Origin of the sequence: Rhizobium sp. CFBP 13726 (assembly GCF_014841925.1) — a bacterium.
Lineage (GTDB): Bacteria > Pseudomonadota > Alphaproteobacteria > Rhizobiales > Rhizobiaceae > Neorhizobium > Neorhizobium soli.
In genome coordinates this window covers 831,432-848,004 of sequence record NZ_JACYUU010000001.1, presented here as the reverse complement: position 1 = coordinate 848,004, position 16,573 = coordinate 831,432, and the positions used below count along the sequence as shown (strand labels likewise).

At 61.2% G+C, this 16,573-nt stretch carries 14 protein-coding genes and 3 tRNA genes; 9 read left to right on the top strand and 8 right to left on the bottom strand.

Features of this window, described 5'->3' with window-relative positions; genetic code table 11:
• Window positions 1-4 precede the first annotated feature (4 nt).
• Window positions 5-583 carry a cold-shock protein gene (locus tag IFT66_RS04165; RefSeq protein ID WP_062457423.1) on the bottom strand — a complete coding sequence of 193 codons (579 nt, stop codon included), beginning with the start codon at window positions 581-583 and terminating at the stop codon, window positions 5-7.
• Window positions 584-797: 214 nt separating this feature from the next.
• Between IFT66_RS04165 and IFT66_RS04160 the strand changes: the two genes are divergently transcribed.
• From IFT66_RS04160 to IFT66_RS04140, 5 genes are all read left to right on the top strand, one after another.
• Window positions 798-1,238, top strand: a complete 441-nt coding sequence (locus IFT66_RS04160; protein ID WP_092662156.1) for a VOC family protein — start codon at window positions 798-800, stop codon at window positions 1,236-1,238.
• A gap of 211 nt (window positions 1,239-1,449) precedes the next feature.
• Complete coding sequence (locus IFT66_RS04155; protein WP_192076830.1) at window positions 1,450-1,914, top strand: hypothetical protein; 465 nt, start codon at window positions 1,450-1,452, stop codon at window positions 1,912-1,914.
• A gap of 177 nt (window positions 1,915-2,091) precedes the next feature.
• Window positions 2,092-2,166 (top strand) — tRNA-Glu (locus IFT66_RS04150).
• A gap of 149 nt (window positions 2,167-2,315) precedes the next feature.
• Window positions 2,316-2,390 (top strand) — tRNA-Glu (locus IFT66_RS04145).
• Between the two features lie 151 nt (window positions 2,391-2,541).
• Window positions 2,542-2,616 (top strand) — tRNA-Glu (locus tag IFT66_RS04140).
• A gap of 26 nt (window positions 2,617-2,642) precedes the next feature.
• Here the strand turns inward: IFT66_RS04140 and recJ are convergent.
• The 4 genes from recJ to IFT66_RS04120 form a co-directional block, all read right to left on the bottom strand.
• A complete protein-coding gene (gene recJ / locus IFT66_RS04135; RefSeq protein ID WP_192076829.1) occupies window positions 2,643-4,448 on the bottom strand; it encodes a single-stranded-DNA-specific exonuclease RecJ in 1,806 nt (601 codons plus the stop codon).
• 153 nt (window positions 4,449-4,601) lie between these two features.
• Window positions 4,602-5,921 carry a homoserine dehydrogenase gene (locus tag IFT66_RS04130; RefSeq protein ID WP_062457437.1) on the bottom strand — a complete coding sequence of 440 codons (1,320 nt, stop codon included), beginning with the start codon at window positions 5,919-5,921 and terminating at the stop codon, window positions 4,602-4,604.
• An 81-nt stretch (window positions 5,922-6,002) separates the two neighbouring features.
• A complete protein-coding gene (locus IFT66_RS04125) occupies window positions 6,003-7,223 on the bottom strand; it encodes an LL-diaminopimelate aminotransferase (protein ID WP_113110946.1) in 1,221 nt (406 codons plus the stop codon).
• A gap of 129 nt (window positions 7,224-7,352) precedes the next feature.
• Window positions 7,353-7,757, bottom strand: coding sequence for a hypothetical protein (locus IFT66_RS04120; protein WP_092662150.1), 405 nt, complete (start codon window positions 7,755-7,757; stop codon window positions 7,353-7,355).
• A gap of 121 nt (window positions 7,758-7,878) precedes the next feature.
• On the opposite strand from IFT66_RS04120, the gene IFT66_RS04115 reads away from it, so the two are divergent.
• Genes IFT66_RS04115 through radC form a run of 4 tightly spaced genes read left to right on the top strand, consistent with a single transcriptional unit; the run spans window position 7,879 to window position 12,166 of the window.
• Window positions 7,879-9,726 carry a PHA/PHB synthase family protein gene (locus IFT66_RS04115; RefSeq protein ID WP_342344744.1) on the top strand — a complete coding sequence of 616 codons (1,848 nt, stop codon included), beginning with the start codon at window positions 7,879-7,881 and terminating at the stop codon, window positions 9,724-9,726.
• 27 nt (window positions 9,727-9,753) lie between these two features.
• Window positions 9,754-10,473, top strand: coding sequence for a DNA/RNA nuclease SfsA (gene sfsA / locus IFT66_RS04110; RefSeq protein ID WP_113110949.1), 720 nt, complete (start codon window positions 9,754-9,756; stop codon window positions 10,471-10,473).
• Between the two features lie 26 nt (window positions 10,474-10,499).
• A complete protein-coding gene (map, locus tag IFT66_RS04105) occupies window positions 10,500-11,339 on the top strand; it encodes a type I methionyl aminopeptidase (protein ID WP_062457453.1) in 840 nt (279 codons plus the stop codon).
• Between the two features lie 2 nt (window positions 11,340-11,341).
• Entirely contained in the window at window positions 11,342-12,166 is an 825-nt protein-coding gene (gene radC / locus IFT66_RS04100; protein WP_446737863.1) for a RadC family protein, read from the top strand.
• A 17-nt stretch (window positions 12,167-12,183) separates the two neighbouring features.
• On the opposite strand, the gene IFT66_RS04095 is transcribed toward radC, so the two are convergent.
• Genes IFT66_RS04095 through IFT66_RS04085 form a run of 3 tightly spaced genes read right to left on the bottom strand, consistent with a single transcriptional unit; the run spans window position 12,184 to window position 16,573 of the window.
• Entirely contained in the window at window positions 12,184-14,010 is a 1,827-nt protein-coding gene (locus tag IFT66_RS04095) for an ABC transporter ATP-binding protein (protein ID WP_192076827.1), read from the bottom strand.
• A gap of 10 nt (window positions 14,011-14,020) precedes the next feature.
• Entirely contained in the window at window positions 14,021-14,785 is a 765-nt protein-coding gene (locus IFT66_RS04090) for a DUF1028 domain-containing protein (RefSeq protein ID WP_192076826.1), read from the bottom strand.
• 3 nt (window positions 14,786-14,788) lie between these two features.
• A complete protein-coding gene (locus IFT66_RS04085; RefSeq protein WP_192076825.1) occupies window positions 14,789-16,573 on the bottom strand; it encodes a gamma-glutamyltransferase family protein in 1,785 nt (594 codons plus the stop codon).

The window sequence follows — 16,573 nt, the reverse complement described above, 5'->3', positions numbered from 1 at the left end:
AACATCAATGTGACCGGCTTACAGGGTTGGGATTGTCGGGATGAATTTCGGCTGCCATCAAGCCCTTGTCGCCAGGTCCGAACCGGACCAGCACGGTCTGGCCGGGACGGAGCTCTGTCAGTCCGTAGCGGCGCAGCGTTTCCATGTGGACGAAGATATCTTCGGTCCCCTCACCGCGGCTCAGGAATCCGAAGCCCTTGGTGCGGTTGAACCATTTCACCAGTGCCCGTTCCAGGCCGCTCGTTGGCGTAACCTGAACATGGGTGCGAACCGGCGGCAACTGCGAGGGATGAACTGCGGTCGACTGATCCATGGAAAGAATGCGGAAGGCCTGATAGCCACGGTCGCGCTTCTGGATCATCGCGACGATACGGGTTCCTTCAAGGATGGTCTGGTATCCATCGCGCCTCAGGCAGGTCACATGCAGAAGCACATCCTGCATACCGTTGTCGGGCACAATGAAGCCGAACCCCTTCGCAACATCGAACCACTTGACCACACCCGTAATTTCGATGAGCTCGACCGGATCGCCCGCGAATTCCTCGTATTCGGCTACGCCTTTCAACGATATCCTGTCTGCCATATCCTATCGGCCCCTCGATTACGCGTTACGACATGACGGTGGAAGTGATTCTTCGCGCCTAGATTAACATCCCGTTAACCCTCCAGTGCAAGTCCCCGTCTGGACTTTATCAGCATCTTTCTACGGCTGACGGCTTGCCCCAAGCTTGCTGACCTCCTGCAATGCACCATATCCGCTCGACAGTTTGCCAACGACATCGCGGAGCTTGCGACACATGCGCTATCTACACACAATGGTTCGGGTCAAGGATCTCGACGCGTCTCTCCATTTCTACAAGACACTGATGGGTTTGGAGGAGATCCGCCGCATCGAAAATGACAAGGGCCGCTTCACGCTGGTCTTTCTGGCTGCACGCGACGACGTTTCGCAGGCTAAGGAAAATATGGCGCCGTGCATCGAGCTTACCTACAATTGGGACAGCGAGGATTACACGGGCGGACGCAATTTCGGCCACCTCGCCTATGAGGTCGACGACGTCTATGCATTCTGCCAGCACCTGCAGGACAATGGCATCGTGATCAACCGTCCGCCTCGCGAAGGTCGGATGGCCTTCGTACTTTCGCCGGACGGCATTTCTTTCGAGATCCTGCAGAAGGGCGACAACCTGCCGGTCGCCGAGCCGTGGGCATCGATGCCGAATACCGGCAGCTGGTAATTGAGGCTTGCGTCGGCCTGACCAAGGCCGACGCCCCTCTCTTGCCGAGTGAAACAGGACACGTGATGCTCATCTCCATGATTCGCGACAGAGTGTCCGCGACGCACATGAAGGGCATCACGTGCCGGTTTCGCCAGCAAGATCGATCTCAAGGCCGAGTTTTCCGCTCCTCGCAGTGGCGATAGCAGCTTTAATGATGAGCAGTTGCTCGATGACCCGCAAGGTTGCCGACGCCGAACCGGTGTCAGCAGAGGCGGTGGCCGCGGAGCAACCAGATGGCGCGGCAAAACCGCTTGCCAAAGGCGGCACGAGCGGCGCCAGCCTCTATGTCGATCCTCTCGTCTCCACACAGGCGCACCAAGCCAAATCCGCGCCAGCTGCGACGTCTGATGCGCCGGGCGCCAACGCCGCCCCCGGCGCCTTCCCTCCGGCGCCGGAGCAGCCGTCGAACTCCATCGCCGGGCTCGTCACGCAACCGACTGGCGTGCGCGCGAGCAGCTACAGCATCTTTTCGTCCAACACATCGCCATTCCCATCGGCGACGACGGCACCTGCTGCTGCCCCTGACGGGCAGACAGCCGTCGCCGCTCCGGCCGGCGGCATCAATGCAGCGCATGGCAGCGTCTTCACGCCCCGCCAGCCGCTGCCGGACCCGTCGCAGCAGGCGCAGCTCTAACCATCAGCCTCGTGCGGGAGCGAAAAGAGCGAGCTGGTCAAATCCGATAAGCTGCTGATTTCGCATGGCTTTACGCTTACTGAAGCCGCATTTTCCGCGCATCTAATTTTTCGCAAAAAACATCGTTTTTGCGCTTGCGGTAACGAAATCACGCCTCTATAAGGGCGCTCACTGTACGCGCCCTTCGTCTATCGGTTAGGACGTCAGATTTTCATTCTGAAAAGAGGGGTTCGACTCCCCTAGGGCGTACCAGTTCCTTCCTTCAAACTGTTGATTATGCACAAGAACCTCTAAGTTCTCTTGGAGCATCCAGCCGCGCAATTTTCTCTGTTTATCTTCCGAAAAATACCGTTTTTTGGCTTGTCTGTTTGAAAAAGCGTCCCTATAAGACGCTCCTGTACGCGCCCTTCGTCTATCGGTTAGGACGTCAGATTTTCATTCTGAAAAGAGGGGTTCGACTCCCCTAGGGCGTACCACTTCCCCCTTCTTCCATATCTTCAGGCTTGTTCGCTCGCGCGTTTTCCCGCTGCATGCCTTGGCTTGGATTATTTCATTTAAAAACAGAGAAATATCGATTTTCCTACTTGCCGGATCGGGCAAGCCTGACTATACGAGCGCTCACTGTACGCGCCCTTCGTCTATCGGTTAGGACGTCAGATTTTCATTCTGAAAAGAGGGGTTCGACTCCCCTAGGGCGTACCAGTTTCCCCTTTTGATTAAGCCGTAATTTATCGCGACTCGACCGCGTCGAGAAGCCTGAGCTGGATGCGCCGGTTTCCCTGCCACTGGTCGGCCGTGAGGCATCCCGCGGCATGGATCTGCTTTCCGCGGGAGTTGAGCAGCATCTGGCCGAGCGGCGTTTCGGCCGCCCTGAAGGCGATCCCCTCCAGACGCGTGCCATCGAGTGATTCCAGCGTGATCTTCACATGCGCCGTACCGACCAGCCGCACATCTCTCAGACGATGGGCGGGAATGGCAAAGACGGGCTGCGCATGGCCAGAGCCGTAGGGGCCCGCCTGTTCCAGCTGGTCGAATAGCGCGATCGTGGCTCCTGATGCCGAAAGCGCGCCATCGATCTTCAGCACATGGTTGGCAACGAGAGCCGGAACGCCCTCAGCCGCCACTTCCTCGAAATAGGCGCGCAGCTTGCCGAGGTTGGCGCGCTCGACGGTCAGTCCCGCCGCCATGGCGTGACCGCCACCTTTTAGCAGAAGCCCTGATTCGACTGCGCCGCGAACCATCCGGCCCATGTCGAAACCGTTGATCGAACGGCCGGAACCGGTGCCCTTGCCGGACGGGTCGAAAGCGATCGCGAAGGCAGGCCGCCGGAATTTCTCCTTCAGTCTTGCAGCGAGAAGACCGACGATGCCCGGATGCCATTTCTCATGCGCTGTGACGATGACGGACGCGCCCTCGGCGTCACCGTATTCGCCAAGAACTTCGGCTTCGGCTTCCGCCAGCATGGCGGCTTCCATGGCCTGCCGCTCGCGGTTCAGATCGTCCAACCGGCCGGCAATTTCCTCCGCCTTGATATCATCCTCCAATGTCAGCAAGCGGCTGCCGAGTGCTGCATCGCCGATTCGCCCGCCGGCATTGATACGTGGGCCGATCATGAAGCCGAAATGATAGGGCGTCACCGGTCCGCCAAGACCCGCCTTTCGAAACAACGCCGTGAGTCCCGGATTGACCATGTGACGGGCGGCGATCAGCCCCTTCACCACATAGGCACGGTTCAGCCCCTTTAGTGGCACGACATCGCAAACGGTTGCCAGCGCCACCAGATCCAGCAGACCGAGGAGATCGAGCGACTGGGCGCGGCTATCGCCACCTTCGCGCAGCTGCTTCAGGGTGGCGACCATGACCAGAAACACGACGCCTGCCGCGCAGAGATGCCCCTGCCCCGAGAGATCGTCCTGGCGGTTCGGATTGACGAGCGCCACACAGGGCGGCAGCACATGACCGACCTGGTGGTGGTCGATGACAACCACATCGCAGCCCTCGTCCCTGGCCGCCGTCAGCGCGTCCTGGCTCGTCGAGCCACAGTCGACCGTGACGATCAGCTGCGCGCCGTTCGCCACCAGTTGGCGGATCGCGTTCGGGTTAGGGCCGTAGCCTTCGAAGATCCGATCCGGAATATAGATCTCCGCCTCGACACCGAAATGCGTCAGGAAACGGTAGAGCAACGCGGAAGAGGCCGCGCCATCCACGTCGTAATCGCCGAAGATCGCAACCCGCTCGCGCCGGTTGATCGCCGCAACCAGTCTTGCTGCAGCCTTGCCGCAATCCGTCAGCGTCAACGGATCGGGCATCAGTGACCGGATGGTCGGATCAAGGAAGGCCGGGGCATCGTCGAGCGTCACGCCGCGGCCGGCAAGCACGCGAGCGACCAGTTCGGGAATGCCATGGATCTGGCTGATGGCAAGCGCGCGGTTCTGCGCCGCCTGGTCGAGCCGCGACACCCAGCGCTGGCCACTCACCGATTGCTCTACGTTCAGGAACGCGCGCGGTACCGGATCGACCGGTGACGTTGTCATGGAGAGGCTGCTGGCGATTGAGGTGGTCGATTGGGTGGTCATTCAGCCGTTTTAGCGCATCGGCGCATCAACAGTAATCTGTTTTCGGCAGCGGACGTGGCCTCGGCGAAAAAACACTGGGGCCAGTCTAGTGCGGCTCAACGGCTGCGTGGGTCACATGTCCTTAGGCCGTTCGATCCGGATGACCTGCGGCTCGCCAACCAGATAGCTTTCGGCCTTGATGGCGTCGACGGCCTTGCGGACCGAGTCCTCCATCGTCGCGTGCGTGACAAGGATGATCGTCTTCGACATCACGGACGAATCGGGCTTCGAGCGCTGGACGATCGATTCCAGCGAGATGGCGTTCTCGGCCATGCGGGCAGCGATCGAGGCGAAGACGCCGGTCCGGTCGGCAACGGTCAGCCGGATGAAATAACCACCTTCGTGGCTCTGCATCTGGGCGCGCTTGTAAGGTGCCAGCGAAGCCGCCGGTGTGCCGAGAACCGGAACCTGCTGCGCGCCCGGGCGGCTCTTGGCGATGTCGGCGATATCGCCGAGCACCGAGGATGCCGTTGCATTGCCACCGGCGCCTGGGCCGACCATCAGCAGTTCGCCGAGGATATCGGATTCGATCGCCACGGCATTCGTCACGCCATCGACCTGCGCGATAACCGAATCACGGGGCACCATGGTCGGGTGAACGCGCTGCTCGATCCCTGTTTCGGTGCGCTGCGCGACGCCGAGCAGCTTGATGCGGTAGCCGAGATCGGCGGCGGCGTGGATATCGTCGATCGAGATATTGGTGATCCCTTCGAGATAGATCTCGTCGGGGGCGATCTGGGTGCCGAAAGCAAGCGTCGTTAGGATTGCCAGCTTGTGTGCCGTGTCGTTGCCCTCGATATCGAAGGCCGGATCGGCTTCGGCATAGCCCAGCCGCTGCGCTTCCTTGAGGCAGTCGGCAAAGGACAGGCCCTCCTTCTCCATCCGGGTCAGGATGTAATTGCAGGTGCCGTTCATGATGCCGTAGACACGCGAAATCGTGTTGCCGGTCAGAGACTCGCGAAGGGCCTTGATGACGGGGATACCGCCGGCAACTGCTGCCTCGAAATTGAGGAGTGCGCCGTTTTCTTCGGCGATCCTTGCGAGTTCGACGCCGGATGCGGCGAGCAGCGCCTTGTTGGCTGTCACCACATGGAGACCGCGCCGCAAGGCTGCGCGCACAGAATCCGCAGCGGCGCCCTCGGCGCCGCCCATCAGCTCCACGAACACGTCGATCTCAGCGTTTGCTGCCAGTTCTTCGGCGCTGTCGAACCAGGTCACGGCAGAGAGATCGATCCCGCGGTCGCGGGTGCGGTCTCTCGCCGTCACGGCGGCAATCTCGATCGGGCGTCCGCAGGTGACCGCAAGTTCGTTGGCACGGGTCTGGATGATGCGAACGAGCGAGGCACCGACAGTGCCAAGACCCGCAATGCCGACTTTGAGGGCATCTGCCATGATAGTTTTCCTGGTATTTTGGGAGACTGGGGCGGTCAGAACGGCCGCCCCTCAAATCGTGATCGGCGGCCCGGTTCGCTGTCAGCGACGCGTGTTGAGCGTAATCACGTTGTGCATCGTATCGTCTGCCGTCGACAGAAACTTCTTGATGCTGCGGGCGGCCTGGCGAATGCGATGCTCGTTTTCGACCAGTGCGAGGCGAACGTAGTCGTCGCCCATCTCACCGAAACCGACACCGGGTGCGACGGCAACGTGCGCCTTCTCGACGAGAAGCTTGGAGAATTCCAGACTCCCGAGATGGCGGAACTTTTCCGGAATTTTCGCCCAGGCAAACATGGTCGCCGGTGGTGGCGGTACGTCGAAACCGGCCTTGCCGAAGCTCTCGACCATCACGTCACGGCGACGCTTGTAGACGCTGCGCACTTCCGCGATATCGGCACCGTCACCGTTCAGCGCGTGGGCTGCAGCCACCTGGATCGGCGTGAACGCGCCATAATCAAGGTAGGATTTGACGCGCGTCAGCGCTGCGATCAGCCGCTCGTTGCCAACGGCAAAGCCCATGCGCCAGCCGGGCATGGAGAAGGTTTTCGACATCGAGGTGAACTCGACGGCCACATCCATCGCACCGGGCACTTCGAGAACCGAAGGCGGCGGGTTGTTGTCGTCGAAATAAATCTCCGAATAGGCAAGGTCGGAGAGCACGATGATCTCGTGCTTCTTCGCGAACGCGATCACTTCCTTGTAGAAATCCAGCGAAGCGATATGCGCCGTCGGGTTGGACGGGTAATTGATGATGAGTGCCAGCGGCTTGGGGATCGAATGCTTCACCGCGCGTTCCAGCGGCGGAAAGAAGCTATCGTCCGGCTCGACAGACATGGAGCGGATCACGCCGCCCGCCATCAGGAAGCCGAAGGCGTGGATAGGGTATGTCGGATTGGGGCAGAGGATTACGTCACCGGGCGCGGTGATCGCCTGCGCCATGTTGGCGAAGCCTTCCTTGGAGCCGAGCGTTGCCACGACCTGCGTATCCGGGTTCAGCTTCACACCAAACCGGCGCGCATAGTAAGCAGCCTGCGCGCGGCGAAGACCCGGAATGCCCTTGGAGGAGGAGTAGCGGTGCGTGCGCGGATCCTGGACGACTTCGCAGAGCTTGTCGACGATCGCCTGCGGAGTGGGTAGATCGGGATTGCCCATGCCGAGATCGATAATGTCCGCGCCACCCGCTCGCGCGCTTGCTTTCAAACGGTTCACCTGTTCGAAAACGTAGGGCGGCAGACGCCGGACTTTATGAAACTCTTCCATGTTGTTCCTCAAGGATGAAATCGAAGCAGAGCTCGTCCCGCTGCTCGAGCCTCACTTTATGCCATTTTTGCTTTGCGGCCAAATGTCCTCAAACGCAATAGCAATATCCGGCCGGATCGGCTCGTCGCCCTATTGGCCGGAAATACCGGCCTGGGCATCCTTGCCGTGATCGGTGGCGAGCTTGCGGTACTCGACCACACGACGCTGATACTCCGCTTCGGAGATGGTGCCGGACTTGCGGGCTCGGGCAAGCGATGCCATGCGCGGCTCGGTCTTCTGATAGTCGGCGTCTTCGATCTGCTCGTTGGCAGCGCGAAGCGTATAGTCGAATGTGGGATATGTGCCGGTGTCGCGCTTGACGATCGGACCCGGAGGCGGTGCCGTCCTGGTCTGCGTGATGACGGCCGGTGGCGGCGTATTGGGAATACCATCATCCAGCGCAAAGCTGTTGCTGTTGCAGCCGGACACAAGAGGCATGGCGCCGATACCGATGAAAAGCGGTAACCAGCCGATGCGACGCCTCAGTTTTTCCATGTCCGTACCCATTTTCTGTCGCCGGGGCCATCTACCCGGCAGCCTAGCCGCTGGCACTTGTATTCGGTTTCAGCCACAATGTACAAATGAAATCAGACGACAGCTGACGAGGAGGGCTCGCGTGGCGCAAAACTCCGGGGATAAGGGGACAGGCAGTCCGGAATTTCCGGGCTTCGACCCCAAGGCGGTCGAGGCCTACATCGTCAAGGACCCGCACGAGATGGCGATGAATTTCGCGCGTGCCATGGAAAACCTCGGCAAGGCCGCATCGGAATGGCTCGCGCCAAGGGAGCGCGGCGATATTCCAGACCCCGCGCTCGATCCGCTCAGTGATCTCATCAAGACGCTTTCGCAGGTCACCGAGTACTGGATTTCAGAGCCGCAACGGACGCTGCAAGCACAAACCCTGCTCTTCTCAAGCTATATGGGGATCTGGACGAGATCGCTCTCGCAATTCGGAGGCGCGCCTCAAGAGAGCGAGCCAGTGCCGCTGCCGAGAGACAAGCGATTCGCCGACGAGGACTGGGTGAAGAATCCGTTCTTTGCGTTCATGCGGCAAGTCTTCACGGTTACCGCTACCTGGGCCGAGACGCTAGTTGCTGAGGCGCAGGGGCTGGACGAGCACACGCGGCACAAGGCGGCATTCTACGTGAAGCAGGTGACCGCTGCGTTGTCGCCTGCAAATTTTGCGATCACCAATCCCGAAGTCTATCGCGCGACGGTCGCCTCGCACGGAGCCAATCTCGTCACCGGTATGAAAATGCTGGCCGAGGACATCATGGCCGGCGGCGGCGAGCTGAGACTTCGCCAGACGGATGCCTCCAAGTTTGCGCTCGGCCTCAATATCGCGCTCACGCCCGGCAAGGTCGTCGCCCGCAACGACCTCTGCGAGGTTCTGCAATACGAACCGACGACGGAGACGGTCTTCAAACGGCCGCTGGTCATCGTGCCGCCCTGGATCAACAAGTTCTACATTCTCGACCTGACGCCGCAAAAGAGCTTCATCAAGTGGTGCGTTGACCGCGGGCACACCGTGTTCGTGATCTCCTGGGTCAATCCGGACAGGCGCCATGCGGCCAAGGGATGGGAAGCCTACATGCACGAGGGCATCGATTTTGCGCTCGACACGATCGAGACGTCGACCGGCGAACGCGAGGTCGATGCGATCGGCTACTGCGTCGGCGGAACGTTGCTGGCCGCCACCCTCGCCTACCACGCCAAGACAAACGTGAACAGGATCGCATCGGCGACGTTCCTCGCCACCCAGGTCGATTTCACCCATGCAGGCGACCTCAAGGTCTTCGTCGACGAGGCGCAGGTTTCGACGATCGAGACCTATATGAACGCGACCGGCTATTTCGACGGGTCGAAGATGGCGGCGGCATTCAACATGCTGCGTGCGTCCGAGCTGATCTGGCCTTACGTGGTCAACAACTACCTCAAGGGACAGGAGCCGCTTCCGTTCGACCTGCTGTATTGGAATTCGGACTCGACCCGGATGACACCTGCCAACCACGCCTACTACCTGCGCAACTGCTACCTCGATAACAAGCTCTCCAAAGGCCTGATGGAGCTTGGCGAGGAGCGCCTGTCGCTGAAGGACATCGTCATTCCCGTCTATAATCTTGCCACCAGCGAAGACCACATCGCGCCTGCGAAGTCCGTGTTTCTCGGCTCGTCGCTGTTCGGCGGCGAGGTCGATTTCGTGCTGGCGGGATCCGGCCATATCGCCGGTGTCGTCAATCCGCCGGATAGACGGAAGTACCGATACTGGACCGATGGCCAATCGAAGGACACGCTCGAGGACTGGGTTGCCGGCTCGCAGGAGCATGAAGGGTCGTGGTGGACGCATTGGCAGGATTGGATCGGCCCGAAAGCGGGCGAACAAGTGCCCGCCCGCAAGCCCGGCGGATCCGCGCTTAATGCGTTGGCCGACGCACCGGGAACCTACGTTCTCGTCCGCGACTGACACTTCCCAGCATTCCAGAAGAACCTCATGCGCTTTGATCCGCCGCTCGTCTCTGCAACGCTTGTCCAGCGCTACAAGCGCTTCCTGTTCGACGCTGTGCTGGAGGATGGCACGCCATTCACCGGGTCGTGCCCCAATACCGGTTCCATGCGGGGACTGACGGAGCCCGGATCGAAGATCTGGGTATCGGAGCATGACAGTCCGACCCGCAAATACCGTCACATGTTCGAAATGGTCGAGGCCGGCGGCGAGATGGTTGGCATCAATACCGGACTGCCCAACAGGCTGACGGAAGAAGCGATCCGTGCCGGCCTGATCCCCAGCCTTTCCGGCTACGGCACGATCCTGCGCGAGCAGAGATACGGCCGCAATTCCCGCATCGACTTTCTCCTCAAGCAGGAAAATCTGCCGGATGCCTATGTGGAAGTGAAGAACGTCCATTTCAGCCGTTCAGCGGGGCTCGCCGAATTTCCTGACACCGTGACGAAGCGTGGCGCCAAGCATCTCGAGGAGCTCGGCGATATGGTGGAGGCAGGTCACCGGGCGGTGATGATCTACCTGATCCAGCGTCACGACTGTACGCGGTTTTCGATCTGCGGCGATCTCGACCCGATGTATGCGATCGCATTCGATCGTGCCAAAGCGCGCGGCGTCGAGGCTTATGCGCTCCGCTGCCGCGTCACGCGAGAGGAAATCATAGCGTCGGGAATGGTTATGATGGACGAACCCCGCCCCTCTGTTTTATGAACTGTGGGAGTTGCGAGAGAAATATCATGGTCAATTACATCGAGGCGGTTTCCGCCCCCTCAAAAAACACGGGTGCTATCCGTCTCTACGATACGGCGCAGGATTTTGACGGCATGCGCAAGGCCTGCCAGCTGACGGCGCGCTGCCTCGACGAACTTGCGGCGATCGTTCAGCCGGGCATCACCACCAATGCGATCGACCGTTTCGTGTTCGAGTTCGGCATGGACAATGGCGCCCTTCCCGCAACGCTTGGCTATCGCGGCTACAAATACTCGGTCTGCACCTCGATCAACCATGTCGTCTGCCACGGGATGCCTGAGGACAAGCCGCTGCGCGAGGGCGATATCGTCAATATCGACGTCACCTATATCCTCGATGGCTGGCACGGCGATTCCAGCCGCATGTATCCGGTCGGACAGATCAAACGCGCTGCCGAACGGTTGATGGACGTGACCTACGAATGCCTTCTGCGGGGCATCGCAGCCGTGAAGCCCGGCGCCCGCACCGGCGCGATCGGCGAAGCGATCCAGTCCTATGCGGAGGCCGAGCGCTGCTCGGTCGTGCGCGATTTCTGCGGCCACGGCGTCGGTCGTCTGTTCCACGACTCTCCGAACATCCTCCATTACGGCCGCGCCGACGAAGGGCCGGAAATCCGGGAAGGCATGATCTTCACGATCGAGCCGATGATCAATCTCGGTAAGCCGCATGTGAAGGTTCTTTCCGATGGCTGGACCGCCGTCACCCGCGACCGGTCGCTGTCGGCACAATACGAGCATGCGGTCGGTGTCACCGCGACGGGATGCGAGGTGTTCACCCTGTCGCCCGGCGGTCTCGACCGGCCCGGCCTGCCTCCATTGCAGGCCTGACCATGACCAACCCGCCCGTCTCCTCGCATGACCCTATGGAAGCAAAAGAGGACGACGGGGCGGCCCTGTCTGTCGATGAACGACGGTTCTTTGCCGAGACGCAGTCCAAGAGGCCGACGGCCAAACTTCCGCAAATCGGATCCCCTGCCGTCACGCAAGAACATTACCACGGCCACCGTGAGCGGTTGCGGGAGAAGTACCGAGACCACGGCGACGCTTCGCTGGCAGACTACGAGATCCTCGAGCTCCTGCTTTTCCGCTCCATCCCGAGGCGCGATACCAAGCCGCTCGCGAAAGCATTGATTGCTCGCTTCGGAAACCTTGCCAGCGTGCTTGGCGCGCCGCTCGGATTGCTGCAGGAGGTCAAGGGTATCGGCGAGGCCGTCGCGCTCGACCTCAAGCTTGTCGCGACGACGGGTCAGCGGATGCTGCGAAGCGAGTTGCGGGGCAAGCAGGTGCTTTCGTCCTGGTCTTCGGTGATTGATTACTGCCATGCCGCCATGGCCTATGAGGCCCGAGAACAGTTCCGCGTGCTCTTTCTAGACAAGCGCAACGCCCTGATCTCGGATGAAATCCAGGGGCATGGAACGGTCGACCATACGCCAGTCTATCCGCGCGAAGTGGTGCGGCGAGCCCTGGAGCTTTCGGCGACTGCGCTCATCCTCGTCCACAACCATCCCAGTGGCGACCCTACCCCGTCACGCGCCGATATCGACATGACGCGGACGATCGTGGAGACGGCAAAGCCACTCGGCATCACCGTCCACGACCACATCATCATTGGCAAGGACGGTCATGCCAGCCTAAAGGGCCTGAAGCTGATCTGACCTTCAGCGACAGCCGATCACGCGACCTGCACGACATGGCCTTCTGAAACCTCGCGGTACTCGCGAACCGGTGGGCGGTAATCCATTCCCCGCACCGGGCTTTTCAGTTCGTCGTTGGAAATGCCGCGTCTGATCCCACGCCTTGCCGGATCCGGCACAGGCACGGCGGCCATGAGCTTCTTCGTATAGGGATGCTGCGGATTGTCGAACACGGCCGCCCGAGGACCGATCTCGACGATCTCTCCGAGATACATGACCGCCACCCGGTGGCTGACCCGTTCCACCACCGCCATGTCATGACTGATGAACAGGAAGGACAGGTTGAGGCTCTGCTGCAGATCGAGCAGGAGGTTGCAGACCTGCGCCTTGATCGACACGTCGAGCGCCGACACGCTTTCATCGGCAACGATCACCTTCGGATCGAGGGCAAGCGCTCTCGCGATCGCGATGCGCTGGCGCTGGCCGCCGGAAAATTCGTGCGGGTAGCGTTTTGCCATGTCGGGGGAAAGACCGACCTTTTCGAGAAGATCGGCGGTCTTGTCCCTCGCCTGTTTCACCGTACCCAACCGGTGCTTGATGAAGGGTTCGGATATGGCCGATCCTACCGTCATGCGCGGATTGAGCGATGAAAACGGATCCTGGAAGATCATCTGGACGGACTTGCGCATGTTGCGCAGGCTGACCTGGTCGAGCCGCAGGACATCGTAGCCATCTAGCGAGATATCGCCGCCGGTCGGATCGACGAGGCGCATGATCGAGCGGCCCGTGGTCGACTTGCCGCAGCCGGACTCACCGACCAGGGCCAGCGTTTCGCCCTGGAACAGATCGAAGGACACATTTTCCACCGCATGCACCGCGCCGGTCTGGCGCGACAGGAGGCCGGAGCGGATCGGGAAACGGGTCACCAGGTTCTTGACGCTAAGGACCGGTGTGCGGCCCTTTTCCACGGTGCCGGCCACTTCGATCGGCTCGACGGCCAACCCGGTTTTCATGTCGACCACGGGGAAGCGGGTGGGCCAGGCGTGGTTCTGCATCGAACCCAGCTTCGGCACCGCCGAGAGCAGTGCCCGCGTATACGGATGCTTGCCGCGATGGAAAATCTCCTCGGTCGGGCCGGTCTCGACCTCGTCGCCGCGGAACATGACGATGGTACGGTCGGCAATCTCGGCGACGACGCCCATGTCATGGGTAATGAAGAGCACTGACATGCCCTCCTCTTCCTGAAGCACCTTGATCAGGTCGAGGATCTGTCCCTGGATGGTGACGTCGAGCGCCGTGGTCGGTTCGTCTGCGATCAGAAGCTTGGGCTTCGAAGCAAGCGCCATGGCAATCATCACGCGCTGACGCATGCCGCCGGAGAACTGGTGCGGATATTCGTCGAAACGGGATTGCGCGTTGGGGATGCGCACCTTTTCGAGCAGCCTCACGGTTTCGGCGCGCGCCTCCTGCTTGGACATCCCCTTGTGACGGGTGAGAACCTCGGAAATCTGCCGGCCGATGGTGAAGATCGGATTGAGCGAGGTCATCGGCTCCTGGAAGATCATCGATGCTTCGTTGCCGCGCACCCCGCGCATGTCCTTTTCGGAAATGGACAGAAGGTCGCGTCCGTTCAGCATAACCTCCCCTTCAATGCGGCTCGTGTTGGACGCAAGCAGGCGCATGATCGACAGGGACGTCACGGATTTTCCCGAGCCGGATTCTCCGACGATGGCAACGGTTTCGCCAGGCATCACATCGAAGGAGACATTTCGGACGACGCTCTTCCAATCGCCATCGACGAGGAAAGAGGTGGTGAGGTTCTTGACGGAAAGGACAGGAACAGTCGGCGTGGAGGTCTGGCTCATCGGGTGACCCTTACTTGAGCGTCAAAGGAGTGGCGTAGGAGGCTGACGGACGTTTTTCGGCCAGCCGTTGCGCTTCGAGCGCGGCGATCTTTTCGTCGATAATGCTGCGGTCGATCATGCCGTGCGGGTTTTCCCGGGTCGGCATGGTCTCAGCGACGTGCAGGAAGCGCTCCTGCGCAACGGCATAGAGGCGGCGCAGTTCGAAAAGCGGCTCGGGGTGATCATCGGCGTTGATCCGCAGCCAGGGATAATCCTGGTCGCGGTAGATGACGAGCGCTGCCGACTGGCGGCCGCGCTTGTCGCCGCCTGCCGCCTCGCCCGCGTCCATGGCATCGAGCAGGCGTTCGGCAAGCGGTGCGCCGCGTGCAGCCGCTTCGTTGTAGACACGCATGGTCTCGGCGATCACCTGCGGTCCCGCCAGCATGTTGCCCGCAACCGAGACGTTGCGATCCACGAGATGACCGGCCCAATCGACGCAGTTTTCACCGGTGAAAGCGGCGTTGCGACCATGGGCGTCGATGAGGTGCATCTGCCGCTGGCGGTGGCCGTCGTCGCGCGCAGTTAGGCTTGCAATGACCTCATCCGGTGACCTGCCCTCCTCGAGAAGCTTCAGGCCATCGGTTCCATAAAGCGGGCTGACGAAGGCCTGGGTGGCGATAGCGCCCACCCTGCCCCTGATATGCGGCACGGCGCATCCAACCGCGAAGAAACGGCTGGCGACGGCTATGCCCAGATGTCCCGTGTCTCGATCACGCGCGACGATTGACCAGGTCATGGTTCACCGTCCAATCGCATAGGCTTGCATCAGGCGTGGCGTTGCAGCCGCCCTCAGCAGACCGTCTGCATCGCGACGCGCAGCCGTCAGGCGGCCGACCGTCCATGGATCGGCGACGGTGACCTTGTGGCCGCGACGGCGGAGGTCTTCGAGTGCGGCTTCACCGATATTGCTCTCGACCATGATCTCGCCCGGCGAGCTCGTGCGCGGATAGAACGAACCGGGGAAATGCGAGGTGTGGAACAGCGGCATGTCGATCGAGGCCTGCAGGTTCTTGCCGTGATGGGCGTAGCGCAGGAAGAACGGCAGCTGCCACTGGTCCTGCTGGTCGCCGCCGGGTGTGCCGAACACCATGGAGGGTTTGCCCTGATGAAGAGCAAGCGACGGTGTCAGCGTCGTGCGCGGGCGTTTTCCAGGCGAAAGCGAGGTCGGCAGGCCTTCCTTCAGCCAGAACATCTGGGCACGCGAGTTGAGTGCAAAACCGAGACCCGGAACGATCGGCGACGACTGCAGCCAGCCGCCCGACGGTGTGGTCGAGACCATGTTGCCCCAGCGATCGATGACGTCGATATGCACCGTGTCGCCGCGCTTTTCGGTGAGGTGCGACATGGTCGGCTCGTAAACCGTGCCGGTGCCGCTCATCTCCGCCAGCATCGCCATCGTCGCATCGACCTGGCGCTCATAGCCCGGAACCGTGCCGGGGCGCAGTTCCATCGAAGCGGTGCTGCCGATCAGCTTGCGGCGTTCGGCGTTGTAGCCTTCCGACAGCAGGTATTCGGTCGGGATCTGGCTGAATTCCGGATCGCCGTAATAGACCTCGCGGTCGGCGAATGCGAGCTTCATTGCCTCGACGACCGTATGGACGAAATCGGGACCGGTCGGGTCCATTGCCTCCAGATCGAAGCCCTTGAGGAGTGCCAGCGACTGCAGAAGCACCGGCCCCTGCCCCCAGGCCGGCGTCTTGGCGATCGTCCAGTCCTGGTAATCGAGCGTCTGGGGCGCTTCGATCGTGGCGCTCCAGTTGGCCATGTCTTCGGCGGTCAGCACGCCCTTGTGCTTGGAACCGCTCGCGTCCATCACCTCGGCAGTCTTCAGATAGGTGTCGATCGCTTCGGCCACGAAGCCGCGATAGAACGCGTCACGGGCCGCCTGGACCTGTTCCTCGCGGCCGGACTTCGCTTCCGATTCGGAGATGATCCGCTTGAGGGTTTCGGCGAGAACGGGGTTCCTGAAATTGGAGAGTGCTTCCGGCGCAACGCCACCCGGCAGCCATGTCTCATAGGATGTCGGCCATTCCTTCCGGAAGAATTCAGCCAGGCCCTTGATCGTGTTCGACACGCGCGGAAGCACCGGATGGCCATGCTCGGCGTAGTAGATCGCCGGCTCCAGAACCTCGCGAACGGTCATCGTTCCATAGTCGCGCAGCATCAGCATCCAGCCGTCGAATGCGCCTGGAATGACGGTCGAGAGAAGGCCGTCGCCGGGAATGAGCTTCAGACCTTCCGACGTATAGTGCTCGATGGTGGCACCGGCCGGCGCCGGCCCTTGAGCGCAGATGACTTCGACCTTGTCGGTCTTCTTCGAGTAGAAGACGGCCGGCATGTCGCCGCCCGGGCCGCACAGATGCGGTTCGACGATCTGCAGAACGAAGCCCGTCGCGACCGCTGCGTCGAAGGCATTGCCGCCCTTTTCGAGGATCGCCATGCCGACGGCGGAGGCAATCCAATGGGTGGAGGTGACGACACCGAAGGTTCCGAGGATTTCGGGGCGCGTGGTGAATTCGGTCAT

Coding starts and splice junctions, on each gene's coding strand:
- IFT66_RS04165 (WP_062457423.1), bottom strand. CDS start 583: ATGGCAGACAGGATATCGTTGAAAGGCGTAGCCGAATACGAGGAATTC.
- IFT66_RS04160 (WP_092662156.1), top strand. CDS start 798: ATGCGCTATCTACACACAATGGTTCGGGTCAAGGATCTCGACGCGTCT.
- IFT66_RS04155 (WP_192076830.1), top strand. CDS start 1,450: ATGACCCGCAAGGTTGCCGACGCCGAACCGGTGTCAGCAGAGGCGGTG.
- recJ (WP_192076829.1), bottom strand. CDS start 4,448: ATGACAACGTCACCGGTCGATCCGGTACCGCGCGCGTTCCTGAACGTA.
- IFT66_RS04130 (WP_062457437.1), bottom strand. CDS start 5,921: ATGGCAGATGCCCTCAAAGTCGGCATTGCGGGTCTTGGCACTGTCGGT.
- IFT66_RS04125 (WP_113110946.1), bottom strand. CDS start 7,223: ATGGAAGAGTTTCATAAAGTCCGGCGTCTGCCGCCCTACGTTTTCGAA.
- IFT66_RS04120 (WP_092662150.1), bottom strand. CDS start 7,757: ATGGAAAAACTGAGGCGTCGCATCGGCTGGTTACCGCTTTTCATCGGT.
- sfsA (WP_113110949.1), top strand. CDS start 9,754: ATGCGCTTTGATCCGCCGCTCGTCTCTGCAACGCTTGTCCAGCGCTAC.
- map (WP_062457453.1), top strand. CDS start 10,500: ATGGTCAATTACATCGAGGCGGTTTCCGCCCCCTCAAAAAACACGGGT.
- radC (WP_446737863.1), top strand. CDS start 11,342: ATGACCAACCCGCCCGTCTCCTCGCATGACCCTATGGAAGCAAAAGAG.
- IFT66_RS04095 (WP_192076827.1), bottom strand. CDS start 14,010: ATGAGCCAGACCTCCACGCCGACTGTTCCTGTCCTTTCCGTCAAGAAC.
- IFT66_RS04090 (WP_192076826.1), bottom strand. CDS start 14,785: ATGACCTGGTCAATCGTCGCGCGTGATCGAGACACGGGACATCTGGGC.
- IFT66_RS04085 (WP_192076825.1), bottom strand. CDS start 16,573: ATGACCGAATTCACCACGCGCCCCGAAATCCTCGGAACCTTCGGTGTC.